Origin of the sequence: Rhodanobacter lycopersici (assembly GCF_040812335.1) — a bacterium.
GTDB classification, from domain to species: domain Bacteria; phylum Pseudomonadota; class Gammaproteobacteria; order Xanthomonadales; family Rhodanobacteraceae; genus Rhodanobacter_A; species Rhodanobacter_A lycopersici.
Genome location: NZ_JBFOHK010000004.1, coordinates 206,708 through 232,863, shown reverse-complemented (window position 1 = coordinate 232,863; position 26,156 = coordinate 206,708). Strand labels below are relative to the sequence as shown.

Annotated in this window: 19 protein-coding genes and 1 tRNA gene; 14 read left to right on the top strand and 6 right to left on the bottom strand. The window is 68.9% G+C overall.

What is annotated here, in order from left to right; translation table 11 throughout:
• Positions 1–49: 49 nt before the first annotated feature.
• From ispH to ABQJ54_RS14915, 8 genes are all read left to right on the top strand, one after another.
• On the top strand, positions 50–1,009 hold the full coding sequence (gene ispH, locus ABQJ54_RS14950) for a 4-hydroxy-3-methylbut-2-enyl diphosphate reductase (protein WP_367855113.1): 960 nt from the start codon (positions 50–52) through the stop codon (positions 1,007–1,009).
• 50 nt (positions 1,010–1,059) lie between these two features.
• A tRNA-Thr gene (locus tag ABQJ54_RS14945) sits at positions 1,060–1,135 on the top strand.
• A 258-nt stretch (positions 1,136–1,393) separates the two neighbouring features.
• Entirely contained in the window at positions 1,394–1,921 is a 528-nt protein-coding gene (pilV, locus tag ABQJ54_RS14940) for a type IV pilus modification protein PilV (protein WP_367855112.1), read from the top strand.
• Positions 1,918–3,222, top strand: a complete 1,305-nt coding sequence (locus tag ABQJ54_RS14935; RefSeq protein WP_367855111.1) for a PilW family protein — start codon at positions 1,918–1,920, stop codon at positions 3,220–3,222. Before pilV ends, ABQJ54_RS14935 begins: the two co-directional genes overlap by 4 nt.
• Before the next feature lie 12 nt (positions 3,223–3,234).
• Positions 3,235–3,909 (top strand): pilus assembly PilX family protein, encoded by a 675-nt coding sequence (locus ABQJ54_RS14930; RefSeq protein WP_367855110.1) that lies wholly within the window; start codon positions 3,235–3,237, stop codon positions 3,907–3,909.
• Between the two features lie 17 nt (positions 3,910–3,926).
• On the top strand, positions 3,927–7,637 hold the full coding sequence (locus ABQJ54_RS14925) for a pilus assembly protein (RefSeq protein ID WP_367855109.1): 3,711 nt from the start codon (positions 3,927–3,929) through the stop codon (positions 7,635–7,637).
• A gap of 12 nt (positions 7,638–7,649) precedes the next feature.
• Positions 7,650–8,066: a type IV pilin protein gene (locus ABQJ54_RS14920; RefSeq protein WP_367855108.1), complete on the top strand. Its 417-nt coding sequence runs from the start codon at positions 7,650–7,652 to the stop codon at positions 8,064–8,066.
• A 14-nt stretch (positions 8,067–8,080) separates the two neighbouring features.
• Complete coding sequence (locus ABQJ54_RS14915; protein WP_367855107.1) at positions 8,081–8,650, top strand: GspH/FimT family pseudopilin; 570 nt, start codon at positions 8,081–8,083, stop codon at positions 8,648–8,650.
• Between the two features lie 6 nt (positions 8,651–8,656).
• On the opposite strand, the gene recD is transcribed toward ABQJ54_RS14915, so the two are convergent.
• The 4 genes from recD to ABQJ54_RS14895 form a co-directional block, all read right to left on the bottom strand.
• Positions 8,657–10,720, bottom strand: coding sequence for an exodeoxyribonuclease V subunit alpha (recD, locus tag ABQJ54_RS14910; RefSeq protein WP_367855106.1), 2,064 nt, complete (start codon positions 10,718–10,720; stop codon positions 8,657–8,659).
• Entirely contained in the window at positions 10,710–14,360 is a 3,651-nt protein-coding gene (recB, locus tag ABQJ54_RS14905; RefSeq protein WP_367855105.1) for an exodeoxyribonuclease V subunit beta, read from the bottom strand. Before recB ends, recD begins: the two co-directional genes overlap by 11 nt.
• Entirely contained in the window at positions 14,357–17,854 is a 3,498-nt protein-coding gene (gene recC / locus ABQJ54_RS14900; RefSeq protein ID WP_367855104.1) for an exodeoxyribonuclease V subunit gamma, read from the bottom strand. The genes recB and recC overlap by 4 nt, the downstream gene beginning before the upstream one ends.
• Positions 17,855–18,134: 280 nt before the next feature.
• Positions 18,135–18,479: a hypothetical protein gene (locus tag ABQJ54_RS14895; protein ID WP_367855103.1), complete on the bottom strand. Its 345-nt coding sequence runs from the start codon at positions 18,477–18,479 to the stop codon at positions 18,135–18,137.
• 203 nt (positions 18,480–18,682) lie between these two features.
• Here ABQJ54_RS14895 and ABQJ54_RS14890 point away from each other — a divergent pair, with 203 nt between their 5' ends.
• Positions 18,683–19,285, top strand: a complete 603-nt coding sequence (locus tag ABQJ54_RS14890) for a TetR/AcrR family transcriptional regulator (RefSeq protein ID WP_367855102.1) — start codon at positions 18,683–18,685, stop codon at positions 19,283–19,285.
• Between the two features lie 11 nt (positions 19,286–19,296).
• Positions 19,297–20,214 carry an alpha/beta fold hydrolase gene (locus ABQJ54_RS14885; RefSeq protein ID WP_367855101.1) on the top strand — a complete coding sequence of 306 codons (918 nt, stop codon included), beginning with the start codon at positions 19,297–19,299 and terminating at the stop codon, positions 20,212–20,214.
• 130 nt (positions 20,215–20,344) lie between these two features.
• On the opposite strand, the gene pdxR is transcribed toward ABQJ54_RS14885, so the two are convergent.
• The gene (pdxR, locus tag ABQJ54_RS14880) at positions 20,345–21,838 is read right to left on the bottom strand and encodes a MocR-like pyridoxine biosynthesis transcription factor PdxR (protein WP_367855100.1); all 1,494 of its coding nucleotides are present in this window, start codon (positions 21,836–21,838) and stop codon (positions 20,345–20,347) included.
• Positions 21,839–21,926: 88 nt separating this feature from the next.
• Here pdxR and ABQJ54_RS14875 point away from each other — a divergent pair, with 88 nt between their 5' ends.
• From ABQJ54_RS14875 to chaB, 4 genes are all read left to right on the top strand, one after another.
• Positions 21,927–22,898, top strand: coding sequence for a transporter (locus ABQJ54_RS14875; protein ID WP_367855099.1), 972 nt, complete (start codon positions 21,927–21,929; stop codon positions 22,896–22,898).
• A 148-nt stretch (positions 22,899–23,046) separates the two neighbouring features.
• A complete protein-coding gene (locus ABQJ54_RS14870; RefSeq protein WP_367855098.1) occupies positions 23,047–24,111 on the top strand; it encodes a hypothetical protein in 1,065 nt (354 codons plus the stop codon).
• Between the two features lie 33 nt (positions 24,112–24,144).
• Positions 24,145–24,552 (top strand): SRPBCC family protein, encoded by a 408-nt coding sequence (locus ABQJ54_RS14865; protein ID WP_367855097.1) that lies wholly within the window; start codon positions 24,145–24,147, stop codon positions 24,550–24,552.
• 146 nt (positions 24,553–24,698) lie between these two features.
• Entirely contained in the window at positions 24,699–24,926 is a 228-nt protein-coding gene (gene chaB / locus ABQJ54_RS14860; protein ID WP_367855096.1) for a putative cation transport regulator ChaB, read from the top strand.
• A gap of 62 nt (positions 24,927–24,988) precedes the next feature.
• Here the strand turns inward: chaB and ABQJ54_RS14855 are convergent, their stop codons facing one another.
• The gene (locus ABQJ54_RS14855) at positions 24,989–25,837 is read right to left on the bottom strand and encodes an energy transducer TonB (RefSeq protein ID WP_367855095.1); all 849 of its coding nucleotides are present in this window, start codon (positions 25,835–25,837) and stop codon (positions 24,989–24,991) included.
• Positions 25,838–26,156: the final 319 nt, after the last annotated feature.

Below are 26,156 nucleotides of genomic sequence, written 5' to 3'. Positions count from 1 at the left end.
TCGCGCACAGGGTGCGCTCCTACGCCGGTTTCGTTCTGCTGGTGCATCCATGGACATCCTGCTCGCCAATCCCCGCGGTTTCTGCGCCGGTGTCGACCGCGCCATCGCCATCGTCGAACGGGCGCTGGAGTCGTACGGCGCGCCGATCTACGTGCGCCACGAGGTGGTGCACAACCGCTACGTGGTGGACAAGCTGCGCCACGATGGCGCGGTGTTCGTGGAGGAGCTGCACGAAGTGCCCGACGGCGCCACGGTGATCTTCAGCGCCCACGGCGTCTCCAAGGCCGTGCGCGAGGAGGCCGAGCAGCGCGACCTCAAGGTGTTCGACGCCACCTGTCCGCTGGTCACCAAGGTGCACATGGAGGTGGCGCGGCTGGGCCGCATCGGCCGCAGCGTGGTGCTGATCGGCCACGCCGGCCACCCCGAGGTGGAAGGCACGATGGGCCAGTGGAACACCGCCAACACCGGCGAGATCCTGCTGGTGGAATCGGTGGAGGACGTGGCCGCGTTGGCGCCGAAATTCCCGCACGATCTGTCCTACGTCACCCAGACCACGCTGTCGGTGGACGACACCAAGGCCATCATTACTGCGCTGCGCGCGAAATTCCCCGACATCGAGGGGCCGCGCAAGGACGACATCTGCTACGCCACGCAGAACCGTCAGGACGCCGTGCGCCGGCTCGCCGACACGGTGGACCTGATGCTGGTGGTCGGATCGGTCAACAGCTCCAACTCCAACCGCCTGCGCGAACTGGCCGAGAAGCAGGGCGTACGCGCCCACCTGATCGACGGCGCCGAGCACATCCAGCGCGAATGGCTGGACGGCGTGCAGCGCATCGGCCTTACCGCAGGTGCCTCCGCGCCCGAGAAACTGGTGCGCGACGTGATCGCCCGCCTGCAATCCTGGGGCGCTGGCGCGGTGCGCGAGCTGGATGGCGAGCCGGAAACCATCACCTTCGCCCTGCCGAAGGAACTGCGCGTGCTGGAGAGCGGCCAGTCGGCGGACTGACCCGGCTTGCACCCCATCCGGCCGCCCCGTAAACTTCGCGGCTCGCCATCGCCGGAATAGCTCAGTTGGTAGAGCGGCGCATTCGTAATGCGTAGGTCGCAGGTTCGACTCCTGTTTCCGGCACCAGGTCACGACAAAAGGCCCGCATCATTGCGGGCCTTTTGTCGTCTGGGGGGCGTTCCCGGTGCGAGGGTCGGGGGTGCCTCAAGCCCGTCTGCAGCGTACTGCATCCTTCCCGTCCAGGCGCCGCGTGCGTGATGGCGGTCAGGTTTTGTGACACCGGCATACCGCCTGTCGGCAAGTTTTTGCCGTTCATTCGCGCAAATACTTGACGAAATAACTTGCGACACTAACCTGCTGGCCTATCGATTCAGGGGAGTGGTCATGCGAGTCCTGTCGCGACAGCGGGGCGTTTCGTTGGTCGAGGTGCTGGTGGCGGTGCTGATCTTCAGCGTCGGCCTGGTCGGCCTGGCCGGTCTGCTGGTGATGGCCACGCGCTCCAACCATGCGGCCTACCTGCGCACCCAGGTCACTTTTCTCGCCGGCAACATGGCCGACCGCATGCGCGCCAATCCGGCGGGCGTGTGGAGGGGAGCGTACGATGCGGCCAGCTACGGCGCCATCACTGGCAGCACCGCCTGCGACAAGAGCACGGCTTGCAACGCCATCAGCGTGGCCAGCCGCGACCAGCAGGAATGGAGCCGCATGCTTGCCGCCCTGCTGCCTGATGCGGATGCGGCAATCGCCTGCGACCGCAGCAGCGTGGGTTATGACCCCACCGACCAGCTCAATCGCCGGCCGCCCTACGGCGGTCACTGCGAAATGACGATCAGCTGGAGCGAGCGCCACGCCGGCGACCTGAACCACAGCGACGCCTTCACGCAGACCTTCGCCTGGGGATTCCAGCCATGAACACGGCATCGCGCGGGGGGCGTGCGCACGGCTTCAGCCTGATCGAACTGATGGTGGCCATGGTGCTGGGCCTGCTGGTGGCCGCCGGCATCATCACGGTGTTTCTCTCCACCTCCAGCAGCAACCGGGCACAGAACCAGCTGGCCCAGTTGCAGGAGGAGGGACGCTTCGCGATCACCCGCCTGGTCGGCGACCTGCGCATGGCCAACGGCCAGTACTGCAGCAATACCGGCGGTACCGCGACCCAGGGCGGCTCCGGCGTGTTCATGGACGGCCTGCGTGCGCCGCGCATCTACGCGACGGACATCGAAAACGCATTGAGCGACCTGACCACGGCCTGGGGCGCGGCGCCGTATCCGGCCAAGCCCGCCGAGTCGTACTACCTGCCGGCGTATTTCTCCATGCGCGGCTACGACTGCGACAAAAGCAGTTGCGCACCGAACGTGCCGGCCAGCCTGCCAGCGCCCGGCAAGGCCGTGGGCAGCCGCGTGGTCGGCACCAGCGTGCTCACCCTGCGTTACCTCGATGCCGGCGCTGGCTGGTCGCTGGAGGGCAACAGCATCGTGGTGCCGGGTGCCGGCGGCCTGGTCGACCACGTCACCGTGGTGCCGGCCGCGGGCGAGCCGGCGATCGCCGACCATTACGCCGCTCCCGACCTGCTGATGCTGGCGGACTGCTCCAACGCCAGCGTGTTCGCGGCCAGCCTGCAGGGCAACGCGTTCTACCCGCAGGATGCCGGCGCCGGCAATTACAGCAGGCCCAAGGCGCAGCAGCCGCAGTCGGCGCCGCGGTTGTTCAACTTCAGCCGCGACTACAAGACGGTCACCTGGTACCTGCAGGTGGTCGACAACGGCAGCGGCGGCACCACCGGTGCGCTGATGCGCCGCGAGAACGGCAATGCCGAGGAAGTGGTGCGCGGCGTGGAGCGGCTGGATTTCCTCTACGGCATCGAGGACGGCAACGGCAACACCCGTTACCTCGGTGCCAGCGACGTGGACACTCGCGCCAATGGCGACATTCCCTGTTCACCCTCGTGGCAGGCCCCATTGGGCGGTGACGTCGGTTGCCTGTGGCGCGGTATCAAGAGCATCGAAGTGCGCCTGCTGATGGATGGCCAGCAGGACCTGGCTTCGCTGGGCATGGCCGAGCGCAACTACACCTATGCCGGTGACGGCATCACCACGCCCGAAGCGCCTGGCGCAGCAGGGCGCAAGGTGACGCCGGCCGAGCAGGGCTTCGCCGACACGATGCTGCGGCGCGAGTTCAGCGCGCTGGTTTCGGTGCGCAACTACAACCCCTGAGGAGCCCGCCCCATGTCCTCGCATTCCCGCATTCCCGCCGCGCGCATCGCGCGCGGCACCGGTGGCCGCGCCCAGCGCGGCGCCGTGCTGGTGGTCGCACTGATCTTCCTGCTGCTGATGACCATGCTGGCGATCAGCGCCAGCAGTCGTTCGCTGCTGCAGGAGCGCATGGTGGGTGGATTGCGCAACGCGCAGCTGGCCGAGATGGGCGCGGAGGCCGCGCTGCGCGGCGCCGAGTGGAAGCTGTGGAGCGCGGCCGGCAACGGCGCCGGCGTGGCTTGCGGAACCATAGTGATCACCGAGTGCTACATCCACGACCCGCAGAACCCGGTGAACGACGTCGCCGCATTCCGCGACGACAGCGGCTGGGTCACCGCCGGTGCCGTCGAATACAAGGGCAGCGGGGACAGCTTCGCTTTCCAGGACATGAGCGGCAGCACCCTGATCAGCGCCGAGCAACGCGAGCTGGCGAAGCTGGCGGAAAACCCGCGCTACCTGATCGAGGATCTCGGGCCCGAGCAGCCGCCTGGCGGCGGCAGTGCCCACGAATCGGGAGTGACCAGTTCCACCGACAGCGGCCCCGGCAACATCAGCAAGCACATCTACCGCATCACCGCGCGCTCCACCGGCGGCAGCGCGAACACCGTGCGCGCGCTTGAAAGCACGTTCGCGGCCAAGAGCAACTGAGCGGCAAGGACACGACCATGCGCCTCGTTCATCCCTTCCGTCAGCGCCTCTCCGCCGGGCTCGGCAGCCTGCTGCTCGGCCTCGGCGCCGGCTTCAGCGCCACCTCGATGGCCGGCACGGTCGAACTCAGTCCCGGGCCACCTGCGGCCACCACTACGGTGGCGCCGAACCTGGTACTGACTTTCGACGATTCGGGTTCGATGAACTGGCACCACATGCCGGATGCCAGGCCATACGACGGCAAGAGCTGGGGTACCGGCAACGACAGCAGCCAGACCGACAAGGACAACTACACCTTTCCGAAAGGAGCGGCACCATTCCTGTGTGCCGGCGTGATCACGCCCGGCATCACCGATCCGGCCGATCCGCGCTCCTGGAGCATGAACGGGGTCTACTACAACCCGGACAATACCTACGACCCGCCGATGCTGGTGGATGGCAAGACCGCCATGCCCGACGCGCCGTATACCGGCGCATGGAACAACGGCATCCAGGCGAACCGGCCGAGCAACCCCACGGGCAAGACCAGCACGACTGATCTCTCCAAGGCCAGTTTCTGCAATAACACCGGCGGCGGCTACTACAAGTACACACGGGCGGCCAGCACCCTGCCGACCAGCAACGGTCAGCTCGCCGCTGCGGCCGTCACTGCCCTCTACGCCAACAAGAGCGGCGACTGGACCTGGGTGTCGCTGAACAATGCGAGCGCGGCTGAAAAGACCAACTTCGCGAACTGGTTCGCCTACTACCGCACCCGCACCATGGCTGCGGTCAGCGCAATCTCGCGCGCCTATGCGCCGTTCGGCGAGAACATGCGCGTAGCGTGGCAGAACATCAATTCGAACAGTCTCAGCACCAACACCGGGATCTACAAGTTCGTCGATGGTACGGACACCAACAACGTGCGCACCCGGTTTTACAACTGGCTGTATGCGATGCCGGCCACGGGCGCCACACCGAACCGGCAGGCCGCGGTCCTCGTGGGCGACTATTTCAGCAATCGCACCGGTTCGGTCGACAGCAATCCGTATTTCGACAGGGACACCGGCAAGGAGCTGGTCTGCCGAAAGAATTTCCATATCCAGATGACCGACGGCATGTGGAACGGTCCCAAGCTTTCCCAGCCGACCGTCAACGATCGCAAAAACCTCACCCTGCCGGATGGCACGGCCTTCAGTACGACCGATGCCGAAAGCAAGGTCGTCTGGAACGAGGCGAACAACAGCATCGCCACGATGGCGGACATCGCCTTCAAGTACTGGGCCACCGACCTACAGGCCGGCGTGACCGGCAGCAGCCTGTTCGCGACCGAAGCCAACCGGCGCAAGGTGCCCCCGTACATCCCGGACCAGGGCACCAGCCTGTTCGGCAAGCCGCTGGGCGCGGGCGCCGATCCGCGCAGCAACAAGGAGATCTATTGGAACCCGGCCAATGACCCAGCCAGCTGGCCGCATCTGGTGCAGTACATGATCGGTTTCGGTGCCTCGGGCAATCTGGTCAACAACGACGCTACCTACCAGAACCTGCGCAAAGGGACCACGGCATGGCCGGTGCCGCCCGATACCGGCAGCACCAGCGGGAGTGATCCGGCTGCCATCGACGACATGTGGCATGCCGCGCTCAACAGCCGTGGCCAGTTCTTCGCGGCCAGCAGCCCCGGTGCGCTGATCGACGCGTTGCAGAAGATCATCAAGAGCATCATTGCCAGCAACACCACCGCCGTGGCCGGCAGCCTCAGTGCTGCAGTGCTGGGCACCAGCACGGTGATCTACCAGGCCGGCTACGACACCAACGACTGGAGCGGCACGGTACAGGCCAGGCGCGTGGGCGCGGATGGCAGCATCGGCACCACGGTACTGTGGAATGGACGCGCCCTGCTGGATGCGCGTGCCCAGGGCGGTGATACCCGGGTAATCCTCACCAGCACCGGTACGGGCAGCGGCAACGGCGCGGCGTTCCGCGGCGATACGGTGGTGGACGCGATCAATGCGCTCGACGCGAACTTCGGCACGGCCGGCGGCACGCCGAACGGCAGCGACCGGCTGGCGTGGCTGCGCGGCGACCAGAGCAAGGACGGCAAGGGCTTCCGCCAGCGCAACTCGGTGTTCGGTGCGGTGATCAACGCACAGGCGTTGTACGTGGCGCGTCCCACCGGCGGCTATCGCGACAGCTGGCCGGCGGGCAGTCCCGAGGCGACCGCCGCGATGAGGGGCAAGAGTTACGAGCAGTTCCGCTACGACCACGCCAGGCGCGCGCCCACGGTATACGTGGCCGCCAACGACGGCATGCTGCACGCGTTCGATGCCACCACCAGCGACACCGATCCGTCGACGGTGGACGTGGCGCCGGCGCCGGGCGCGGAGCGCTGGGCCTACGTGCCGTACTCGGCCTGGGGGCGGCTCGCCGGCTGGAGCTCGCAGAACGACTTCGAATTCATGCCCTCGGTGGACGGTACGCCGGCAAGTCGCGACGTGTTCTTCGGCTCCGCCTGGCACACCATCCTGGTTGGTGGCCTGCGGCTGGGCGGGCGCGGCGTGTACGCGCTGGACATCACCGAGCCCGGCGCCAGCGAGAGCGATCCCGGTGCCAAGGTGCTGTGGGAATTCCAGCACGACAATCTCGGCTACACCTATGGCCGTCCGAACATCGGCCGGCTGGCCAATGGCAAGTGGGTGGTGCTGGTGCCGGGCGGCTATTTCCCCAGCACGATGGCGGTGGACTGCACGAAAGCCGCTAACAGCGGCAACCCGGTGTGCAACACCTACAGCTCGCTGTTCGTGCTCGATGCGCAGACCGGCGTCCTGCTCAGGGAGCTGAAGACGCCGAGCGGTACCACCAGCTATGGTCTCACCACGCCGGTGCTGGGCGACTACGAGAACGACCAGATCGACGATGTGGCCTTTGCAGGCGATCTGCAAGGCAACGTGTGGCGCTACGACCTCACTGACGCGAGCCCCGACAACTGGAAGGTGGAGCTGTTCTTCAAGCCCAAGGTGGCCGGCGATCGTCCGGTGACGGTGATGCCGCGGCTGTTCTCCGATCCCACCTCGGGCGGTTTCATGGTGGTGTTCGGCACCGGCAAATACCTTTCCGGCGAGGACAACAAGATCGACTCCAGCACCAAGGTGCAGGCTGTCTACGGCATCCGCGACAGCGGCTGGTCGGGACAGGCCGCCGTGGTGGACGGCAGCATCGCCACGCCACTGGTGCAGCAGACGCTCACCGAGGCGGACAGCATCCGTGGGCTTACCACCAACGAGGTGCCGGCGGTGAACGACGCGGGCACGCCGATCCGCGGCTGGTACATCGAGCTGTTCATTCCCGGCGCAAGCAATGGTTCGCAGCTCAACAAGGGCGAGCGTGTGGTGGTGGACGCCACCGCCCTGTTCGACACCAACCGCGCGATCATCACCACCCTGATCCCGCAGGACAACGATCCCTGCGATCCCGCGCCGCAGGGCGCGGTATTGCTGGTGGACGCCGCCACCGGAGGTGCCGCCCAGGGCGTGGACTTCGGCACGGTCGCCGGCTGGCCGACGGGCTACGCGCAGGCCGGCGCGCTGGTGCGCAACCCACCCACCGGCGGCTTCCTGCCAGCCGCGACCACGATGGGCGGCGGCCAGATCTACCTTCCTGGCGTGAGCATGAAGAAGGACGGCAGTCCGATCGGTTTCGGCGATACCTACTGGCGTCGTCGTTCCTGGCGCGCGCTGGGCAGCGGACAGTAACGGAGGCAGCTTATGCGGCATGCACGCGGATTCACCCTGATCGAGCTGATGGTGGTGGTGGCGATTGTCGCCATCCTCGCGGCGATCGCGATCCCGGCCTACGGGCGCTACGCGTTCCGCGCGCGCCGCGCGGATGGCAAGGAACTGCTGCTGCGCATCGCCAGCGCGCAGGAGCGCTACTACGCCACCTACAACAAGTACGGAGCGCTGGCCGACATCGGTTTCGCCGATCCGGCGAAGTCGGAGAAGGGCTACTACAGCGTGAAGGTGGACATGCCGGCTGCCGACAAGGGCCAGGCCTTCACTGCCACCGCCACGGGCGAGGGCGTGCAGGCGCAGGACGCCTGCGGCGCGCTGACCATCAACGACGCCGGCGTGAAGACGCCGGGGCCGAACGATGCCGGCAACAGCAACGGCAGCTGCTGGTGATGGCGATGATGCGCATGGAGAGAACGACGCGAGGCTTCACCCTGGTGGAACTGGTGGTGACGCTGGCGGTGCTGGCGATCCTGATCATGGTCGCAGTGCCCGGCTTCCGCGACACGATCCGCCGCAGCCGGGTCAGCTCGGCCAGCAATGCGTTGCTCGCCGACCTGCGCTATGCGCGCGCCGAGGCGATCAACCGCGGTCAGCTGGTCTCGCTGTGCCCCAGCAGCGACGGCGGCAACTGCACTGCGGATGGCTCGGCCTGGGACGCGGGTTGGCTGGTCTACACCTATCCGGCCGGCGCGGCTTCGGCCAACACGGCATATGCCGCGGGCAACATCCTGCTGCGCACCGGCGCGACGCGTCCCGGAGTGACGATCAGCGCCAGTACGGCGGACGTGGTCAGCTTCGGCCAGCAGGGCCAGCTGCGGCCCGGCGCGGCACTGAGCTTCCGCACCTGCATCCGCGCCAGTGGCAGCGGTGCCGGCGAGAACGCTACCGCCGTGCCCGGCGCGCAGCTGGATCTGAGCGGATCGGGCAGCCTCGCAAACAAGACACTCGCTGCCGGCGATGCCTGCACGCCCTGAGGCGGCTCAGCCCTGCAGCTGCACGGCCAGGCCGGAATGGCGCTGCGTGCGCCGGGCGATGGTCTGCTCGACGATCGCCGCACCGCCGACCAGGCTGAAGCGGCGGCGCGCGCGGGTGATGCCGGTGTAGAGCAGCTCGCGGGTCAGCCCGGCGTTCGGCTCGGGCGGCAGCAGCAGGGCAGTGTGCTCGAATTCCGAGCCCTGCGACTTGTGCACGGTGAGTGCCCAGGCGGTTTCCACGTCGGCGAGCCTGGAAGGCGAGACGAAGCGAAGCCGCGTGCCGCCGTCGCGATCCGTGGCGGTGGCGAGGAAGGCGACCGCCAGCCGCGTGCCTGTCATGCCGTCGCTGGCGGGCAGGCGCAGGCACAGGCCGATGTCGCCGTTCATCAGGCCCAGGCTGTAGTCGTTGCGGGTGAGCAGCACGGGACGGCCTTCGTACCAGTCACGCTCGTTCTCGATCAGCCTGCGTGCGTGCAGCGCCGCGGCGAGCTGCCGGTTCAGGCCTTCCACGCCATGCGGGCCGTGGCGCAGCGCGCACAGCAACTGGAAGCGGTTGAATGCCTCCAGCGCGCCGCGTGCCCAGTCCGCATGCGCCGCCTCGCCGGCAGCGGCAGCGGGACGGTGCGCACGCAGCCAGTCGAGATAGTGGCGATAGCCGCAAGCGTCGTCGCCATGCGGCGTGGCCGAGCCGTCGATGGCCAGGGCCGCCAGCATGTCGGCATCGACCCCGGGTTGCCATGCAAGGTCCGGCGTGGGTGCTTCCAGCAGCGACAGCGCGGCAGGCGCATCGCCCGCATTCACCGCGCGCGCCAGTTGGCCAATGCCGCTGGCGGCACTGAAGCGGTGACTCGTGCGCAGCATCGCGATGTGCTGGTCCAGCGCCCGCGCATCGCCCCGCACGAAGGCGCCGACATCGTCGCCGGTGGTGGCCTTGAGCCATTGCGCGGTGGCGTCGTCGTAGTGGCCGGCTTCGGCGCGGCGGCACAGATCGCCCAGCACCGCACCCGCTTCCACCGAGGAAAGCTGGTCCTTGTCGCCGAGCAGGATCAGCCGGGCCGATGGAGGCAGCGCGTCGAGCACGGCGGCCATCATCTCCAGGTCGATCATCGAGGCTTCGTCGACCACCAGCACGTCCAGGTGCAACGGGTTGCGCGCATCGTGGCGGAAGCGGCGTGTGTCTGGCCGCGCACCCAGCAGGCGGTGCAGGGTGACGACTTCGGCGGGGATCGTCGCGCGCACGGCGTCGTCCACGTCCAGCCGCGCGAGCTGGGCGGAGATCGAGGCGTTGAGCCGCGCTGCCGCCTTGCCGGTGGGCGCGGCGAGGCGGATGCGCAACGGCTGCGCGTGTTCGCGCAGTTGCAGGGTCTGCAACAGGCCGAGCAGGCGCACCACCGTGGTGGTCTTGCCGGTGCCGGGCCCGCCGGTGATCACGCCGAACGCGCCGCGTGCGGCCAGCGCGCAGGCGATGCGCGGCCAATCCACCGGATTGGCCGCAGGGGCGGCGACAGGAACGGCGGTAGGAGCGGCTTCAGCCGCGATTCTCCCCGCTCCTCCCGCTCCTTCCGCTCCGGCCGCGGCCGAAGCCGCTCCTGCATGTTGCGGAAAGAGTCGCGCGAGTTCATCGGCGAAATGCGCAGCGGGCGCTCCGTCGCGCGCCACGCGGGCGAGGATGCCTTGCGCCACGCTGCGTTCGTGGTTCCAGTAGCGGCGCAGGTACAGCCGCGTGCCGTCGAGCACCAGCGGTGCGTTGCCCGGTTCGCCTTCGCGGTTCGCGGCGAGCAGTGGCGAGGCGGGCAGGCGCAGGACGCCGGTCTCGTGCAGCGAATCGGCCAGCGCATGCCAGTCGGCGGGCCAGTCCTGTTCTGTGGCCAGCGCGGGCAGCAGTTCCAGGTCGAGACAGAGATGGCCGTCGGCGAGCTGCCGGCTGAGCACGGCAGCCAGCCACAGCAGTGCGGGCGCGATCTGCGCATCGCGCTCGCTGAGGAAGCGCGCGAAGGCCACGTCCAGCGGACGCAGGCGTTGCTGTTCCAACGCACGGTGGAACAGGGTGGACAAGGCCTCATGCCGCATGCGCGATGCCTCCCGTGGCAAACAGCCGATCCAGCGCATCGACCAGGGAGAATGGCAGCCGCTCGCGGTGCACGCCGTGGCCGTCGCCGTCTACGCCGCGCAGGTAGAGATAGAGCACGCCGCCCATGTGGCGCTCGTAGTCGTAGCCGGGCAGGCGGGCCTTGAGCTGGCGGTGCAGGGCCAGCGTGTAGATCGCGTACTGCAGGTCGTAGCGGCTCTGCAGCACCGAGTCGCGCATCGTCTCCGCGGTGTAGGCGCTGGCGTCGCGGCCCAGCCAGTTGGACTTGTAGTCGGCCACGTACCAGCGGCCCTCGTGTTCGAACACCAGGTCGATGAAGCCCTTGAGCATGCCGTTCACGCGATTGGGTGGCAGCGTCGGGCGCGCCGCGCCATCCAGCGTGTGTGTGCTCACGAGGCGGTCCAGCGCAGCGGCATCGACGTGGTTCGTCTCGAACCAGAACTCCAGTTCGGCGCGATAGCGGCCTGGGTCGGCCAGCGCGGCCAGCGGCATTGCGCCACTGTCGGGCAGCGGCAATGGCGTGCGCAGCAGCTCGGGCAGCCATTGTGTCAACGGTTTGATCCAGAGTTGCCAGCCACGGGCCTGGCAGCGTCGCGCGATGGTGTCGCGCAGGTTGGCGGAAGGCTCGGCGGCACGGGCGAAGCCTTCGTTGGCGCAGCTTTCCAGCAGGTCGTGCAGGAAGGTGCCGGGCGCGGCGCCGCGCGGGAAGGCGTGGATGCCGTGCGTTGGTGCATTGGCGGATTCGGTGTCGGCAGCGGCGACGGTCTCGGCGAGCGTGGCCTGTCCGGCGGTCTCGGGGGCGGGACGCGGCGTTGCGGTATCGGCGCCATGCGCCAGCGCGCTGTAGCTGGCGATCCACCAGGGCTCGTGCGGCGGCAGCGCGCAGCTGCGCGCGGGGCGCACGAGGGGCGCAGCATCAGTGGCCCGGCAACGCCGCTCGTCGGCGACTTCGGGCAGCGTGGCAACGAAGATGGATGCACAGTCGCCGCGCAGTGCTTCCACGCGAGGCACGAGATCGCCGGGTGCCACGGGTTGGCCGCCTGCCAACACGTAGCCGAACGCGGACTTGTGCAGGACGGATTCCTTCCCGCGCCCGACCCTGATGCACGCCACGCCCAGCCAGCATGCATGGCGCGCCCGCGTGAGCGCCACGTACAGCAGGCGCAGGTCCTCCTGCAGGCGTTCGCGATCGGCCGCCGCCACGGCGCCGGCGTCGGGGGCGAGATCGACCTGCACCTGATCCCCGCTGTCGCGGGTGCGGATCGGGCCCTTGTCCTCCACCTCGCGGAAGCCGCAGGCGAAGGGCAGCAGCACGACGGGGTATTCCAGCCCCTTGGACTTGTGGACGGTCACCACCTTGACCAGCGCCGCCTCGCTCTCCAGGCGCACGATCTGCGCCTCGGCGGCTTCGCCGCTGCCGGGATTGTCGATCTGCGCGGCCAGGAAGCGGATCAACGCGTGCTCGCCATCCAGTCCGGTGGCGGCCTGCTGCAGCAGCTCGGCCAGGTGCAGCAGGTTGGTCAGCGCGCGTTCGCCGTCGTCGCGGGCGAGCAGGCGCGCGGGCAGGCCGAAGCGGTGCAGCAGTTCGTGCAGCATCGCCAGCACGCCGTGGCGTTGCCACAGCAGGTGCAGCTGGCGGAAGTGTTCGTCGCAGGTTCCGCGGTACGCCTCGTCGCGGCCGAGCAGGTCGAGTTCCACGAGGTTGCGTCCCATGCTGGGCGTGGCCAGCGCGGCACGCAGCGTGCGGTCGGCGCCTGGTTGCGCGCAGGCGTGCAGCCAGCGCAGCAGGTCGGCGGCCTCAGCCGACGCATAGACGGAATCACGGTCCGACAGATACACGCTGGCCAGCCCGCGCCTGCGCAGCGCGGTGCGCACAAGGTCGGCCTCGTGGCCGGTGCGCACCAGCACCGCGATGTCGCCGGGCTGCAGCGGCACGAGTCCGCCGTTTTCACCGGCGAAGCCGCAGCGACCGGCCTGCGCGGCATCCAGCCAGTCCACCAGCTGCGCCGCGGCGTGGTTCGCCATGCGCTCGCGCCATGCGCCGATGCCGATGGGCTCGGCGGACGTCTGGACGGCCATCTGCATGGCCGGCACGGGGGCGCCGTCGAGCTGCAGGACTTCCCTGCGGCCCTTGGCGTCCACCGCGACGAAGGGCAGCACCTCGCCGAAACCGAAGGCGCCTTGCGGCTGCGCGCCCGCGAACCCGAATACCCGGTTGACGGCCGCGACCAGCGCCTTGGTGGAGCGGTGGTTGGTGCCCAGCGTCCAGTGCGGGCTGGATGCGGCGGCGCGGGCGTGCAGGTAGGTGTGGATGTCCGCGCCGCGGAAGCCGTAGATCGCCTGCTTGGGGTCGCCGATCAAGAGCAGCGCGCTGCCGTCGCGCCCGCCGTAGATGCGCTGCAGGCTGTGCCATTGCAGCGGGTCGGTGTCCTGGAACTCGTCGACCAGCGCCACCGGGTATTGCATGGCGACGGTGCGCGTCAGCGCGTCGCCGTTGGCGCCGTGCAGGGCGTCGTCGAGGCGCTTCAGCATATCGTCGTAGCCGAGCACGGCGCGCGCGCGGCGGGTCTCGTCGAGGTGCTGCGCGATCCATGTGGCGGCGTGGGCGAGCAACAGCGGTTGCAGGCCATCCATCCCCGCCTGTGCCGCCAGCACGGCGTCGATGGCAGTGAAGAACGCGTGCGCAGGCGTGACCCGGTTCTTGCGGGTGGCGCTTTCCAGCTTGGCGGTGGAGTGGCGTTCCAGCGTCCTGGCTTTCGCGAGCTCGGCGACGCTGTTCCATGCATCGAAAGCGGCGTGGTCGGCATCCAGCGTGGCGGGCTTGTAGCTGGTGCCGCTGAGCACGCCGCTTGCCAGCGCGTCGCGCATCAGCTGCGCGATTTCCTTGCCGCGGCTGCGCCACAGGGTGCGTGCCTGCGCTTCGGCATCGCGCAGCGTCGCGGTCGCCGCATCCAGCACATCGGCAGGGTCGGCGATGGCTGGCACCGGCTTGCCGTCCAGCCGCAGGGCGTCCGGCGCGCTGGCGAGCAGCGGCCTGACGGCGCGCAGCAGCGCGTCGGGACTCTGCCATTGCCGTGCGGTCCACTCGGCGCCGGCGCGATCCAGCGGGAAGAGGAAGCGTCGCCAGTAGTCGCGCACGGCTTCGGCAAGCAGCGCGTTTTCGTCGGCGATGCCTTCCTCGCTGGCGGCTTCGCCGCTGTCGAAGGCGTGCTGGACGAGCATGCGCTGGCACCAGCCGTGGATGGTGAACACCGCCGCCTCGTCCATCCATTGCGCGGCCAGTTCCAGGCGTCGCGCTGCGGTGGCGCGGGCGTCGCCGTCGGGATATTCGGCGATCAGCGCGCGCAGGAAGTCGTCGGCCTCGCGCTGGCCGCGGAACGCGTCGGCGGCCTCGGCGAGACGCGCACGGATGCGTTCGCGCAGCTCGGCGGTGGCGGCCTTGGTGAAGGTCATCACCAGGATCTGCGCGGGCAGCAGCGGCGTGCCGCCGCCGTGGCCCAGCACCAGGCGCAGGTACAGCGCGGCGATCGTCCAGGTCTTGCCGGTGCCGGCGCTGGCCTCGATCAGCTGGATGCCGGTGAGCGGCAGGCGCAGTGGCGCCAGTGGGGCGGGGGCGCTCATGCGGCGTCTCTTGCGCCGCGCACGGCGTCGGTCAGCGGCGCATACAGGTGCAGCCAGTGCTCGAAGCCGGCGGCGTGCAATTGCGTGAAGTCGGGCCACTCGCGGGCGAGGCAGGCGTCCTCGTCCACCTCGCCGTGGCCGAAGCCGCCTTCGCTGTGGTCGTAGCGGCGGCGCGCGGCGGTCTCGGCGTCCTTGCCGTCGGCCGCGGCTTGCAGCCAGGCAAACGCGGTCTTGCGCGCGATGGGCAGCGGAGCCCGCATGCCGGCCTGGATGGCCGCGCACAGCGCGTCGAGATGGCAGGCTGCCGTGGCCGGGGCTAACGGCGGCAGCGTCAGCACGGCGTCGGGGCCGGCGATCCAGCTGGTGAGCCCGAGTGCGTTGGCATTGGCGAGCAGGTGCGTGGCCCAGGCGTCGAGCAGTTTGTCGTAACGCACGGTCTCGTCTTTTTTCAATGCGCTCGCGGTGGCGACCAGGCGCACATGGCCGCCCGCGCCGTCGTCGCGCAGGTCGCCCAGCCAGTCCTCGATGCGCAGGCCGTGCGCCTCGTATTGCAGCTCGCGGATGCCGGCAGCCTGCGGCCAGCGGGCCGCCAGCCCGTGCCAGGCGTTGCCGGCGTCGTGCGCAGCCTGCTCGACGGACTCCAGTGCCAGCGCGCCGAAGCTGCCGGGCGGCAGCCCGCCCTGTTCGCGCAGGCGTTGCGCGGCGGGTACGAGCGCGTCGACGCCGGCGGCGATGGCGGTGCGCAGCAGGGCGTCGGTGGCGCCGTGGCGTTCGAGGCCGGCCAGCGCGAAGGGCTCGTGCTCCTCGTCGGCGTCGTCGGGCTCGTCGAAGCGCACGCCGAGGCGTGCGGCGTAGAAGGTCCTGGCGGGCGCTTTCAGGAAGCGTTGCAGCAGGCCGAGGCCGAGCGCGCCTTCCGGTTGCCAGGGCGGCAATGGCAAGTGGTCGCCGGCGGGCGTGGCCTGTCGCGCGCGCTGCCATTCAGTGGCGTAGGTGAACAGGCGCGCGTCGCCGGCGGCGTCGAAGTAGCGCTGGCTGAAGGCCTGCAGCGGGTAGTCGGTGGTGAGCGCGGCAAGCAGGTGCTTCGCGGCATCGGGGTCGTGCATGTCGTCGCCTGCACGACGCCAGCCGGCGGCGAGGTAGTCGCGCAGCTGGCCCACCAGCACCGAGGGCGGCAGCTCGCCGTTGTCGCGCGCGCTGCGGCCCACCCAGCTCACGTACAGCGTGTCGCGGGCGGAGAGCAGGGCTTCGAGGAACAGGTAGCGGTCGTCCTCGCGGCGCGAGCGGTCGCCGGGGCGCTGCTGTTTCGGGTTCGCCATCAGGTCGAAGTCGGGCGCATCGTGGCGGCGCGGATAGTCACCGTCGTTCATGCCGAGCAGGCAGACCACGCGGAACGGGATCGCGCGCATCGGCAGCAGGGTGCCGAAGCTCACCGCGCCGCCGAGGAAGCGCTGCGAGAGGCGGCTTTCGTCGATCGCGGCGAGCCAGTGCTCGCGTACCACGGCGACCGGCAGCGCGCCGTCGAAGCCGGCTTCCGCGCAGGCCTGCTCCCAGCCGGCCAGTGCGTCGTCCAGGCGCTGCAGGGCGAGTGCATCGTCGTCGTCGCGGCCGGCATCGAAGCACTCGGCGAGCAGGGTGCGCAGGCGCACGGTCCATTGCGCGGGCGTGGCCGGTGCGTCGAACAGGCGCCAGTAATGCTCCAGCCGTTCGAGCAGGGTGGCCAGCGGGCCGACCAGGGCGGCGTCGAGCCCGCCCACTTCGGCATAGGGCGCGATGCCGTCCAGCGATGCGCCGTCGCCCACCGCGTAGCCCAGCAGCATGCGGCGCAGGCCGAAGCGCCAGGTGTTCTGTTCCTCCGGCGGCAGGTCGAGGTTTTGTTTCTGCGCGCCGTCCAGGCCCCAGCGGATGCCGGCGCCTTCGATCCAGCGGCGCAGCACGGGCAGGGCGGTTTCGTCCAGATGGAAACGGCGGCGCAGCGCGGGTGCGTCGAGCAGGTCGAGGATGTCGCCTGCGGTGAAGCGCGATTCGGGCAGGCGCAGCAGCTGTTCCAGCGCCACCAGCAGGGGCGCGGCGCCGCGTGCGGGACGGTCGGCGATGCTGCAGGGCAGGTGACGCGGATCGCCGGGCGGCACGCGGCCGAACACGGCCTGGATGTGCGGCGCATAGGTCTGGATGTCCGGCACCATCACCATCACGTCGCGCGGCGCCAGCGGCTTCCCGTCACGCGCGGCCCGCTCGAACAGCGCCAGGAGCTCGTCGTGCAGGATCTCCACCTCGCGCTGCGGGTTGTGCGCGACGTGGAAGCGCAGCGAATCGTCGCCGGGCTGCAGCGCCCGGCGCTGCGCGGGATCGGCGGGCAGCGGTTCGAGATCGAGGATGGCCTGCTGCACCTGGTGCAGCAGCGTGTCGCGGCCGGGGTCGGTGAACAGGTCGATGTCGCGACCCAGCGCGGCGAAGCGCGCGCGGTAGGTGTCGGGCCGGTCGAAGCTGTCGAGCAGGCGGATGTAGTCGCGGCCCTGCTTGCCCCATGCGGCGAGCAGCGGGTTCGCATGCAGGTGCAGTGCTTCGTAGCGTGGTTCGGCCGGCAGGTCGGGCTTGCCGGCGTGGCGGTGCTGCGCAGCCTTGAGCAGCTCGCGGTCCTCGATGATGTCGGCCCAGTAGTGCCGGCAGGGGTTGGTTACCAGCAACAACACCTGGCAGACGCGGCCCAGCGCGGTGAGCGCCTCCAGCGTCTGCCGTGGCAGCGAGGAGATGCCGAACACCACGATGCGCCGGGGCAGCGCGGCGGGGCGTTCTTCCAGCGTCGCGACGCGTTCGAGGAAGGCGCGATGCATGGCGGCGCGGTGGCTGCCGCGCTGGGCACGGCCCACGTCGCCCAGCAGCGCACGCCAGAGGCGGGCCTGCCACCGTTGCGTCGCGGGCAGCTGCGTGCGTTGCCCGCGCAGGTCGTCGCGCAGCACGTCGCGGCCGTGCTCCCAGTCGTCCAGCCAGTCGGCGCGGTAGACCTGGTACTGGTCGAACAGGTCGGCGACCTGCCGGGCCAGCTGGAAAAGTCTGATTGAATCCGGCCTCGTCGCATCGGCCTGCCCCTCGCCGAGGAAGTGGCGCAGCGGCGCGAAATCCTCATGGCCGAGCTGGGCGGGCAGCAGGCGCATCAGGCGCCAGGCGAGCCGCGACTTGTCGAACGGCGAGTCCGCCGGCACCGCGTCGCGGCCCAGCACGGCGCGGTACGCGCGCCACAGGAAGCTGCCGGGCAGCTGCATCTCCACCGCCGCGCTGATGCCCATGCCGCCCGCCTCGCGCGGGCGCGCCAGCGCCAACTTCAACCACTGCGCGATGCCGTTGCTCTGCACCAGCATCAGCTCGTCTTCCAGCGGCGCCAGCGGCGTGCGCGCCAGCCAGGCGACCAGCAGGTCGCGCAGGTCTTCCAACTGGTTGCCGTGCACGACCATCAGGCCGGGCTGGATGTCTTCCGTGATGGGCGAGGTGGCTGGCATCCGCAGATTCTGCCCACCTTTGGTCTCGCCGTCTGCGATTCGGAAGAATCGCCGGGAACGATTTCCGGCACCACGCCAATGGTGGCCCGAAAAGCGAGCACCACGGAATGGCGCGCAAAACGAAACGGCCCGGAATGCCGGGCCGTTTCCTTGAGTAGTGCGGCCATGGATGGCCGCCCGTTTGATTTCCGCGATCAGGGACGATCGCAAAGATCACGCCCGGCTCAGCCGTTCACCCACACGCCCACGTGGAAGTGCCAGCCGTCATTCTGCTGCGCGTTCAGTGGGCCCAGTAGCCGTTGTTGAAATGCCAGCGGCCATGCGGCCCCCGTTGCCAGCGCGCGGGCATGTAGCGATAGCCCGGACGCACGCGCATCCAGCGTCCGCCCATCCACACGTGGCGATGCATGCGCGGACTCCACACCCAGTAGCCGGGCGCCCATACGTAGCCCGCGCGCGGCGGCGGCACCCGCTCGAAACGCGGCGGCGGCGGTGCCATCCCGATGCCCACGCCCACGCCGATCGACACCTGGGGCGCAGCTTGCGCCGCGGGCGTGGCGGCGAAGCCGGCACAGGCCAGCGCCAGTCCGGCGGACAGGATCAGGGCGGAAGACTTGCGACTCATCGTGCTCTCCATGATCGCCGCGGAAGGCGGCGTGCAGAACGGGAAACGCAGGCTTGCCTGTGCGTGTTGACGCGCGGCCCGCGATGCGTTCAGGCGCGGGTGGGGCGCGTGCCGTTGCGCCGGTGCATGTCGCGGAAAGCTCGATCGCGGTGGTGTGCGAGGCGGATTTGCAAAAGAACGAACGATCGTGCTATTTATGCTACATGGAAACCGCATCCTCCACCGGCAAGCGCGCCGCCACGCGCGACACCATCCTCGACCACGCCTATGTGCTGGCGCGCCGTGACGGGCTGGAAGGCCTGTCCATCGGCACGCTGGCGAGCGGCGTGGGCATGTCCAAGAGCGGCGTGTTCGCACACTTCGGCTCGCGCGAGGAGTTGCAGCTGGCCGTGCTCGACCTGGGCGCGCGGCGTTTCATGGCCAACGTGCTGCTGCCTGCGCTGAAGCAGCCGCGTGGCCTGCCGCGCTTGCGCGCCATCGTGGCGAACTGGTTCATCTGGGCACGCAAGAACCAGAGTGGCTGCGTGCTGCTCTCCGCCGCCAGCGAGTACGACGGCCGCGACGGCGCGCTGCACGACGCCGTGGTGGCGCAGCAGGCCGGCTGGCGCGGCGAGCTGCAGAAGGCGATCGCGCAGACGGTGGGCGAAGGCCATCTGCGCGCCGACACCGACACCGCCCAGCTCGCCTTCGAGATCTACGCGCTGTTGCTCGGCCTGCACTTCGACGGCGGCCTGTTTGGCTACGACGCGGCCCAGCGCCACACCGCGGCGGCCTTCGAGCGTCTCTGGCGCAGCTGGCAACCCTGAGGAACGCCTCCATGTCCCCGCATGCCGCTTCCGTTTCGACCCGTCTCCGTCTCGGCGTGTTGCGTGCCGGCTTCGTGCTGGGTGGCCGGCTGGCGCCGAAGCGCACCGCCGACCGCGCCGCGCAGCTGTTTGCCACGCCGTTCGCCAGCAGCCGCAGCCGCGCGCTGGCGGCGCCGGAGGGCGCCGCAATGCTGCGCGGTGAACTGCTGATCGGAGGCGAGCGCATCGCCACTTACGTCTGGGGCGACCCGGACACCCAACCGTATGTGCTGCTGGCGCACGGCTGGTCCAGCTTCGGCCTGCGCTTCCTGCCATGGGTGGAAGCGCTGCGCGCGCTGGGTTATGCGGTGGTGAGCTTCGACCAGCCCGGCCACGGTCGCAGCAGCGGCAAGTTGTGCACGTTGCCTGAATTCATCGCCACGATCCGTGCCGTGGGCCGCCATTACGGCGAGGCCGCGCTGGCGGTGGGGCATTCGCTGGGCGGCGCCGCGCTGGTGCTGGCACAGGACGAGGACTGGCATGCGCGCCGCCTGGTGCTGGTGGCGCCCGCCGCCGACATGGCCGACGCAGCCAGTCGCTACTTCCGTTTCGTGCACCTCGGCGAGCATTTGCGCCAGGCTTTCTACGACTGGCTGTTGCGCCGCACCGGCATCGCCGTGGAGCAGCTGGAAGTGCATCGCCACTTGTTCGCGCTCGGTCAGCCCGCGCTGATCGTGCACGACCTCGAGGACGCCGACGTGCCGTGGAGCGAGGGCGAGCGCTATGCCCGCTGCTGGCCCGGCGCGCGCCTGCTCAGCACGCAGGGGCTGGGCCATCGACGCGTGCTGGACGCACCCGCGGTGATCGCCGCGTCAATCGCCTTCGTGCGCGGCGAGGCGGTGGGCGAGCGCGTGGTCGGTTCGCCGAACCTGCCGTTCGGCATGGCCTGAGCGCTGTTCGCTACGGCAGCGCCGAAAAAACCGTTGCCTCAGCGCATGCTGGGGCCCAGTGACTCGCAACGCTCTCGATGGCAACGGCACTGGACTCCTGCCTGCGCAGGGGTGACGAGCAAAGGCATTCCTACAGACAACGCCGCAAGCGGCGCACGCCTTCCTCGATGGCGTGCTCGTCCACGCTGCCGTAACCCAGGATCAGGCCGCTGCGCCTCTGCCCGCCGCGATAGCAGGGCGACAGCGGCCGCACCGACACGCCGGCCTGTGCCGCCCGCTGCGACAGCATGACGTCGTCCGTTCCTTCGGGCAGCAGGGCGGTCAGCTGCATACCCGCCTCGGCGCCGACGATCTGCAGCACGTCCGGCATATGCCGATGGATCGCCGCCTGCAGCGCCGCACGTCGCGCTGCGTACAGCATGCGCATGCGGCGGATGTGCCGCGCGAAATGGCCTTCGCGGATGAAGTCGTGCAGCACACGTTGTGACAGCATCGGCGAGCAGGTGTCCAGCGCGTCGCGCGCGGCGCGGAAGGCCGGCAACAGATCTTTCGGCACCACCAGGTAGCCCAGCCGCAGCGCGGGAAACAGCACCTTGCTGAAGGTGCCCACGTAGATCACCCGCGCATCGGCATCCAGCCCCTGCAGCGCGGCGATCGGCTTGCTGCCGTAGCGGTATTCGCTGTCGTAGTCGTCCTCGACGATCCAACTGCCCGCGCGTGCGGCCCATTGCAGCAGCTCGATGCGCCGCGCGGCGCTCATCGTGGCGCCAAGCGGAAACTGGTGCGAGGGGGTGACGTAGGCCACCCGCGCATTCGGTGCGCGGCGGATGCCGGTGGCCACGTCCAGTCCGTCCGCGTCCACCGGCACCAGCACGGGCAAGGCGCCTACCGCCCCCAGCGCCTGGTGCGCGCCGGGGTAGCCGGGCTCCTCCACCCAGGCGCGGTCGCCGGGATCGAGCAGGGCATGCGCGCAGATCTGCACGCCATGCTGCGCGCCGCTGGTGACCAGGATCTGCGCGGCGTCGGCGTGCACCGCGCGCACCGTGGCCAGGTATTCGGCGATCGCCTCGCGCAGCGGCAGGTGGCCCATGGTGTCGCCGTAGACCAGCGCGTCGGTGCCGACATGGCGTGCATGCCGGCTCAGCAGGCGCGACCACACGCCGTGCGGGAAGTGGGCCAGCGCCGGCACGCCCACGCGGAACGCGCCCTGGCTTTCCAGCCAGCTCTGCGGCGGCGCGGCCATCGCCGCCACCCGCGCGGCGACCCGGCGCGGTGCCGATGGCGCGGACGTGGGTGGGGTGCGTGGAGGCCGGCGTGCCGGTGCGGCCGGCGCCTCATGCGGAATCGCCGCGGCCACGCAGGTGCCGGCGCCGGTGAAGCTCTCCAGATAACCCTCGGCATGCAGTTGCTCGTAGGCACCCAGCACCGGCAGACGCGACACCCCCAGCTCGCCGGCCAGCGCGCGGGTGGAGGGTACGCGCTGGCCCGGCCGCAGCCGGCCGTCGGCGATGGCGCGGCGGAACCACTCCGCCAACTGCTGGTAGATCGGGCCGCCGCCGTCCAGCGCGATCGCCGGCACCAGACCGGTGGGTACGCGCTTCATCACGCTTTGCCGAGTGGTCATGTCATGTTCTCGCTCAGTGGCTATTTGTTCGTACCACTTGGTTGCCTAGTCTGCTCGCGACGCGCGAACGGTGGAGGTGTCGGTGGTCATGCGACGACAGGCAACGGCGGTACGACGGACAGGGCCGTGGCTCGCGGCACTGCTCGCCCTGCTGCTGGGCGCCGGCGCGGCCGTGGCGCAGGACGCCGGCCCGCCGCGCCAGTCGCTGGACGACGCCTGGTGGACGGGCCCGATGCTGGCCAATTCCGCCGAGACGCTGCCGCAAGGGCACATGCTGATCGAACCCTACTTCTACGATGTCACCTCGAAAGGTGCGGACGCGTTCGGTTCACGCGCCTATGTGCTGTACGGACTCACCGACCGGCTCACCGTGGGCCTGATCCCGATCGTCGGCTACAACCGGGTAAGCAACGCACCGAGCAGCTCGGGCATCGGCCTCGGCGACCAGATCGTGCAGGCGCAGTACCGGCTCACCCGCTTCCACGAAGGCAGTTGGGTGCCCACGCTGGCCGTGCAGCTGCAGGAAACCGTGCCCACCGGCCGCTACGACAACCTGGCGCGCGCCAGCGACGGCATGGGCGGCGGCGCCTGGGCCACCACGCTGGGCCTCAACGCGCAGAGCTATTTCTGGATGCCGAACGGCCGCCTGCTGCGCGTGCGGCTCAACCTCACCCGCACCTTCAACGGCGATGCCGACGTCAGCGGCGCCAGCGTCTACGGCACCGCGCCCGGCTTCCGCGGCACGGCGCGGCCGGGCGATGCGTTCTACATCGGCACCTCGTTCGAATACAGCGTCACCCGCCGCTGGGTGCTGGCGCTGGACCTGTTCCGCAGCTACGGCGCGGCCACCCGCGTCGACGGCAACACGGATCCGGTTGACGCGTTGCCCGTGCCGACGCACCTGCAGGCCGGCTCTAGCGACGTCTACGGCTACGCCCCTGCGGTCGAATACAGCTTTACCTCGAACCTCGGCGTGCTGCTGGGTGCGCGTGTGATCGTGGGCGGGCACAACGCGACGCGTTCGCTGACGCCGGCCATCGCGATCAACTACGTGCATTGAACAGGTGTTGAGCAGGTCTGGAAATCATCCGGCTGATAGCTGGCCGCAAGTGCGGGGCAGGGTGCGATCGAGGCGGTCCGTTGGAGTTTCAGTCGTGGCGCGGGGACTGCACCTCGCAGTGGCGTGTATTCCAATCGAGAGAGCAACCATGATGCATACAAAGACCATCCTGCGGGCATGCCTGCTCGCCCTGGTGGCGGCGATCGGCTGGCAGCCGCCATCGGTCGCCGGCACGGTGCAAGGCGACGATCAGCAGCACGCCTTCGATTTCCACTTCGGCACATGGCAGACCCGGATCATGAGCCGGGACGTCACGCCGTCGGGCGTGGGTGCATGGATCAAATTCACCGGCACGGTGATCGACCAGCCCTTGTGGAACGGGCGGGCCAACATCGAGAAGATTGAAGCCTCCGGGCCCGGTGGCCACTTCCAGGGCCTTACCCTGTTTCTGTACAACCCGAAGTCCGGGCAGTGGAGCGAACAGTTCGCAGGCAGCAGCGACGGCACCATGCAGGAACCTTCGTACGGAGAGTTCGCGAACGGGCGCGGCGTGTTCCATGGCCTGACCGAATCCGCCGGCAAGAAGGTCCTCGAGCGCGACATCTGGTCGAACATCACGCCGGACTCCTACCACTACGAGATTGCCTCGTCGGCCGACGGCGGCAAGACCTGGGTCACCAACTTCGTCGCGCAGCTCACCCGGCTGAAGAAAACCCCTGATTACGATGTGCGCCATGTGCAAGGCACCGGGCCGGAACACGACTTCGACTTCAACATGGGGCGTTGGTCGACCCGGATACGGGCGGTGCTGAATCCGCTGTCCTCACCCGACGTGTGGAGCAACTTGAACGGCACGCATGCGGTGTATCGCGTATGGGACGACTGGGCCAATATCGGGCAGCTCAAGGTCGATGGGCCTGGCGGTCATGTCGAGGACCTGGCGCTACGCCTGTACGACCGCAAGACGCAGCAGTGGCGGGTCTACTTCGCGAACAGCAAGACCGGTACGCTCGACCCGCCGATGGTGGGCGAATTCAAGGGCGGCGTGGGTACCTTCATCGGCATGGACGAGATCGACGGCAAGACCGTGCTGACCCGGAACATCTGGTCGGGCATCGCCCCGAAGTCCTGTCGGCAGGATTGGGCCGTTTCAACGGACGGCGGCAAGATCTGGGTGCATACCTGGACTTCTGTCGACACGCTGGGCGGCTGACCGACGAAAAACGATCTGTGACGAGGAAACGCCATGACCTCGATATGCAAGGAAATCCTGCTGGATGCCGATCCCGGCGACGTATGGGCGGCCATCAGCGACGTCGGTGCGGCCCACGAACGCCTCGTGCCAGGTGTGCTGGTGGACACGAAGCTGGACGGAAACGCCAGGATCGTCACCTTCGCCAATGGCCTGGTGGCGCGCGAGCTGATCGTCACGCTCGACCATGACGCCCGCCGCTTCGTCTATGCATCCGTCGGCGGCCGGGCAACGCATCACAATGCGTCCTTCCAGGTCTTCGCCGATGGCGAACGCCGCACGCGCCTGGTCTGGATCACCGATGTCCTGCCGGACGAACTGGCCGGACCCATCGGCCAGAACGTGGAGCTGGGCGTCGCAGCCATGAAACGGACGCTGGAAAGGAAAGCTGGCGCCCGGTGACTTCGGCCATGGTCTGCAATGGTCTGTACCGGTGCGGCGCGCATGGCCTGAACATCATCCACGTGCACTGAACCATCGCCGTCGCTTGACGGCCGCTTTATCCCGCATCCCCCAAGCTGACAGACCCGTCCCCACGGAGCCTCGTCATGCCTTACCGGACCCTCAGCCAGCTGCCCGACGCGGTACGCGACCACCTGCCGAAACACGCCCAGGAGATCTACAAGGAAGCCTTCAACCATGCTTGGGACGAATACGCCGACGAGGACAAGCGTCGTGGCGACGAATCGCGCGAGGAAGTGGCGCGCAAGGTGGCCTGGTCAGCGGTGAAGCAGGGCTACGCCAAGGGTGATGACGAGCGCTGGCATCCGAAATAGGCCTGCCGGCGCCACCGCGTATATGGAAGTGCCTCAGTTATTCGAGGTTGCTTTGCCGCATGTCAGCCGTGGTTGTTGGATGCAGGGAGCGGGGTCGGACCCGCGCCATCTGTCTGCAGGTCGCCGCTGGCGAGAGCGTCCGCTGCGCCTGCATCAGGTTTGTTGACCCAGGGGGCCGGTGTGTACGGCCCTGGTACGTAGGCATGCCATACACCACTATCGAATTCGGCTACCCCGTTTTCCTTCATGCTGAAGGTGGCCGGGACATGCACGGTCCAGCTGTCTTGCCTGGCCAGCCTGCCCGTCGTGGGGACCGTGTAGGTCCAATGACGTGCCGCCCTGAGGGCCGCGTCGGCGAGGATGTCGCGGTATTCCTTGAGCAGATTGTCCCGACCAATGTTGCCCAGGTTGACCTGTTCGGCGACGGCATCGGTCACGTGGCCGCTGTGGTCCACGCGCAACGCCAGATACACCGTTCCCTGCACGTGGGCAAGGATCGCTGCCTCGGGATAGTGCGGCGGAATCCTCTTGTTGCTTTCGGCATTGTGCAGCGTATCGGTATCGTTCGAGTCGTAGTCACCGAACGTGACGCCCTTGATATGCGCGTTGTAGTTGCCGTCGGGCATCTGCTTGAGCACCACCCGGGCATGCATGCTGGCCTTGGCAACCACCGGCTGGCCGTCGCGCAGCACGGGCTGGAAGCGCCACTGCATCGCGGCCTTGCGCACCATGTCCGCGATGGGCTGGCCGTATTTGGCCGGGTTGTCGATGGCCGCGGTCTGCACCGTGCCGTCCTTGGCCAGCACAATGGTTCCATTGACGACGGCGGAAGACTCGACGTTCTGTTGGGTAGCGGCCTGGGCGGTGATCGCCGCGATGGCGAGGGCCGTGCCGAGCATTGCCTTCTTCATGCGATTTCCCCTGAGCTGCGTTGATGTCAATCAACCCCACACATGCAGGCATGTAGTCAGCCGTGCGTTCGCACTCGCCACGCTCGACGGACTTGCGCCGGGCATGGCAGCCACTTCCTGCCTTCTGGTGGTTTGTCCCCTTGGCCGGGTGCCCGAATGGCGCCCCGCCGTGGCGCCCAGTATGTAGGCAAACCGCGACCCGCGTAAGCCGGCCAGGATGGCCTCGGGTATGGTCCGGCCAGTGCCCCATACGCCCCGGTACACGCGCTGCAGCAAGCCCTTCACGCCGATCCCCACTAGAATTGTCCGGTTCAAGCAC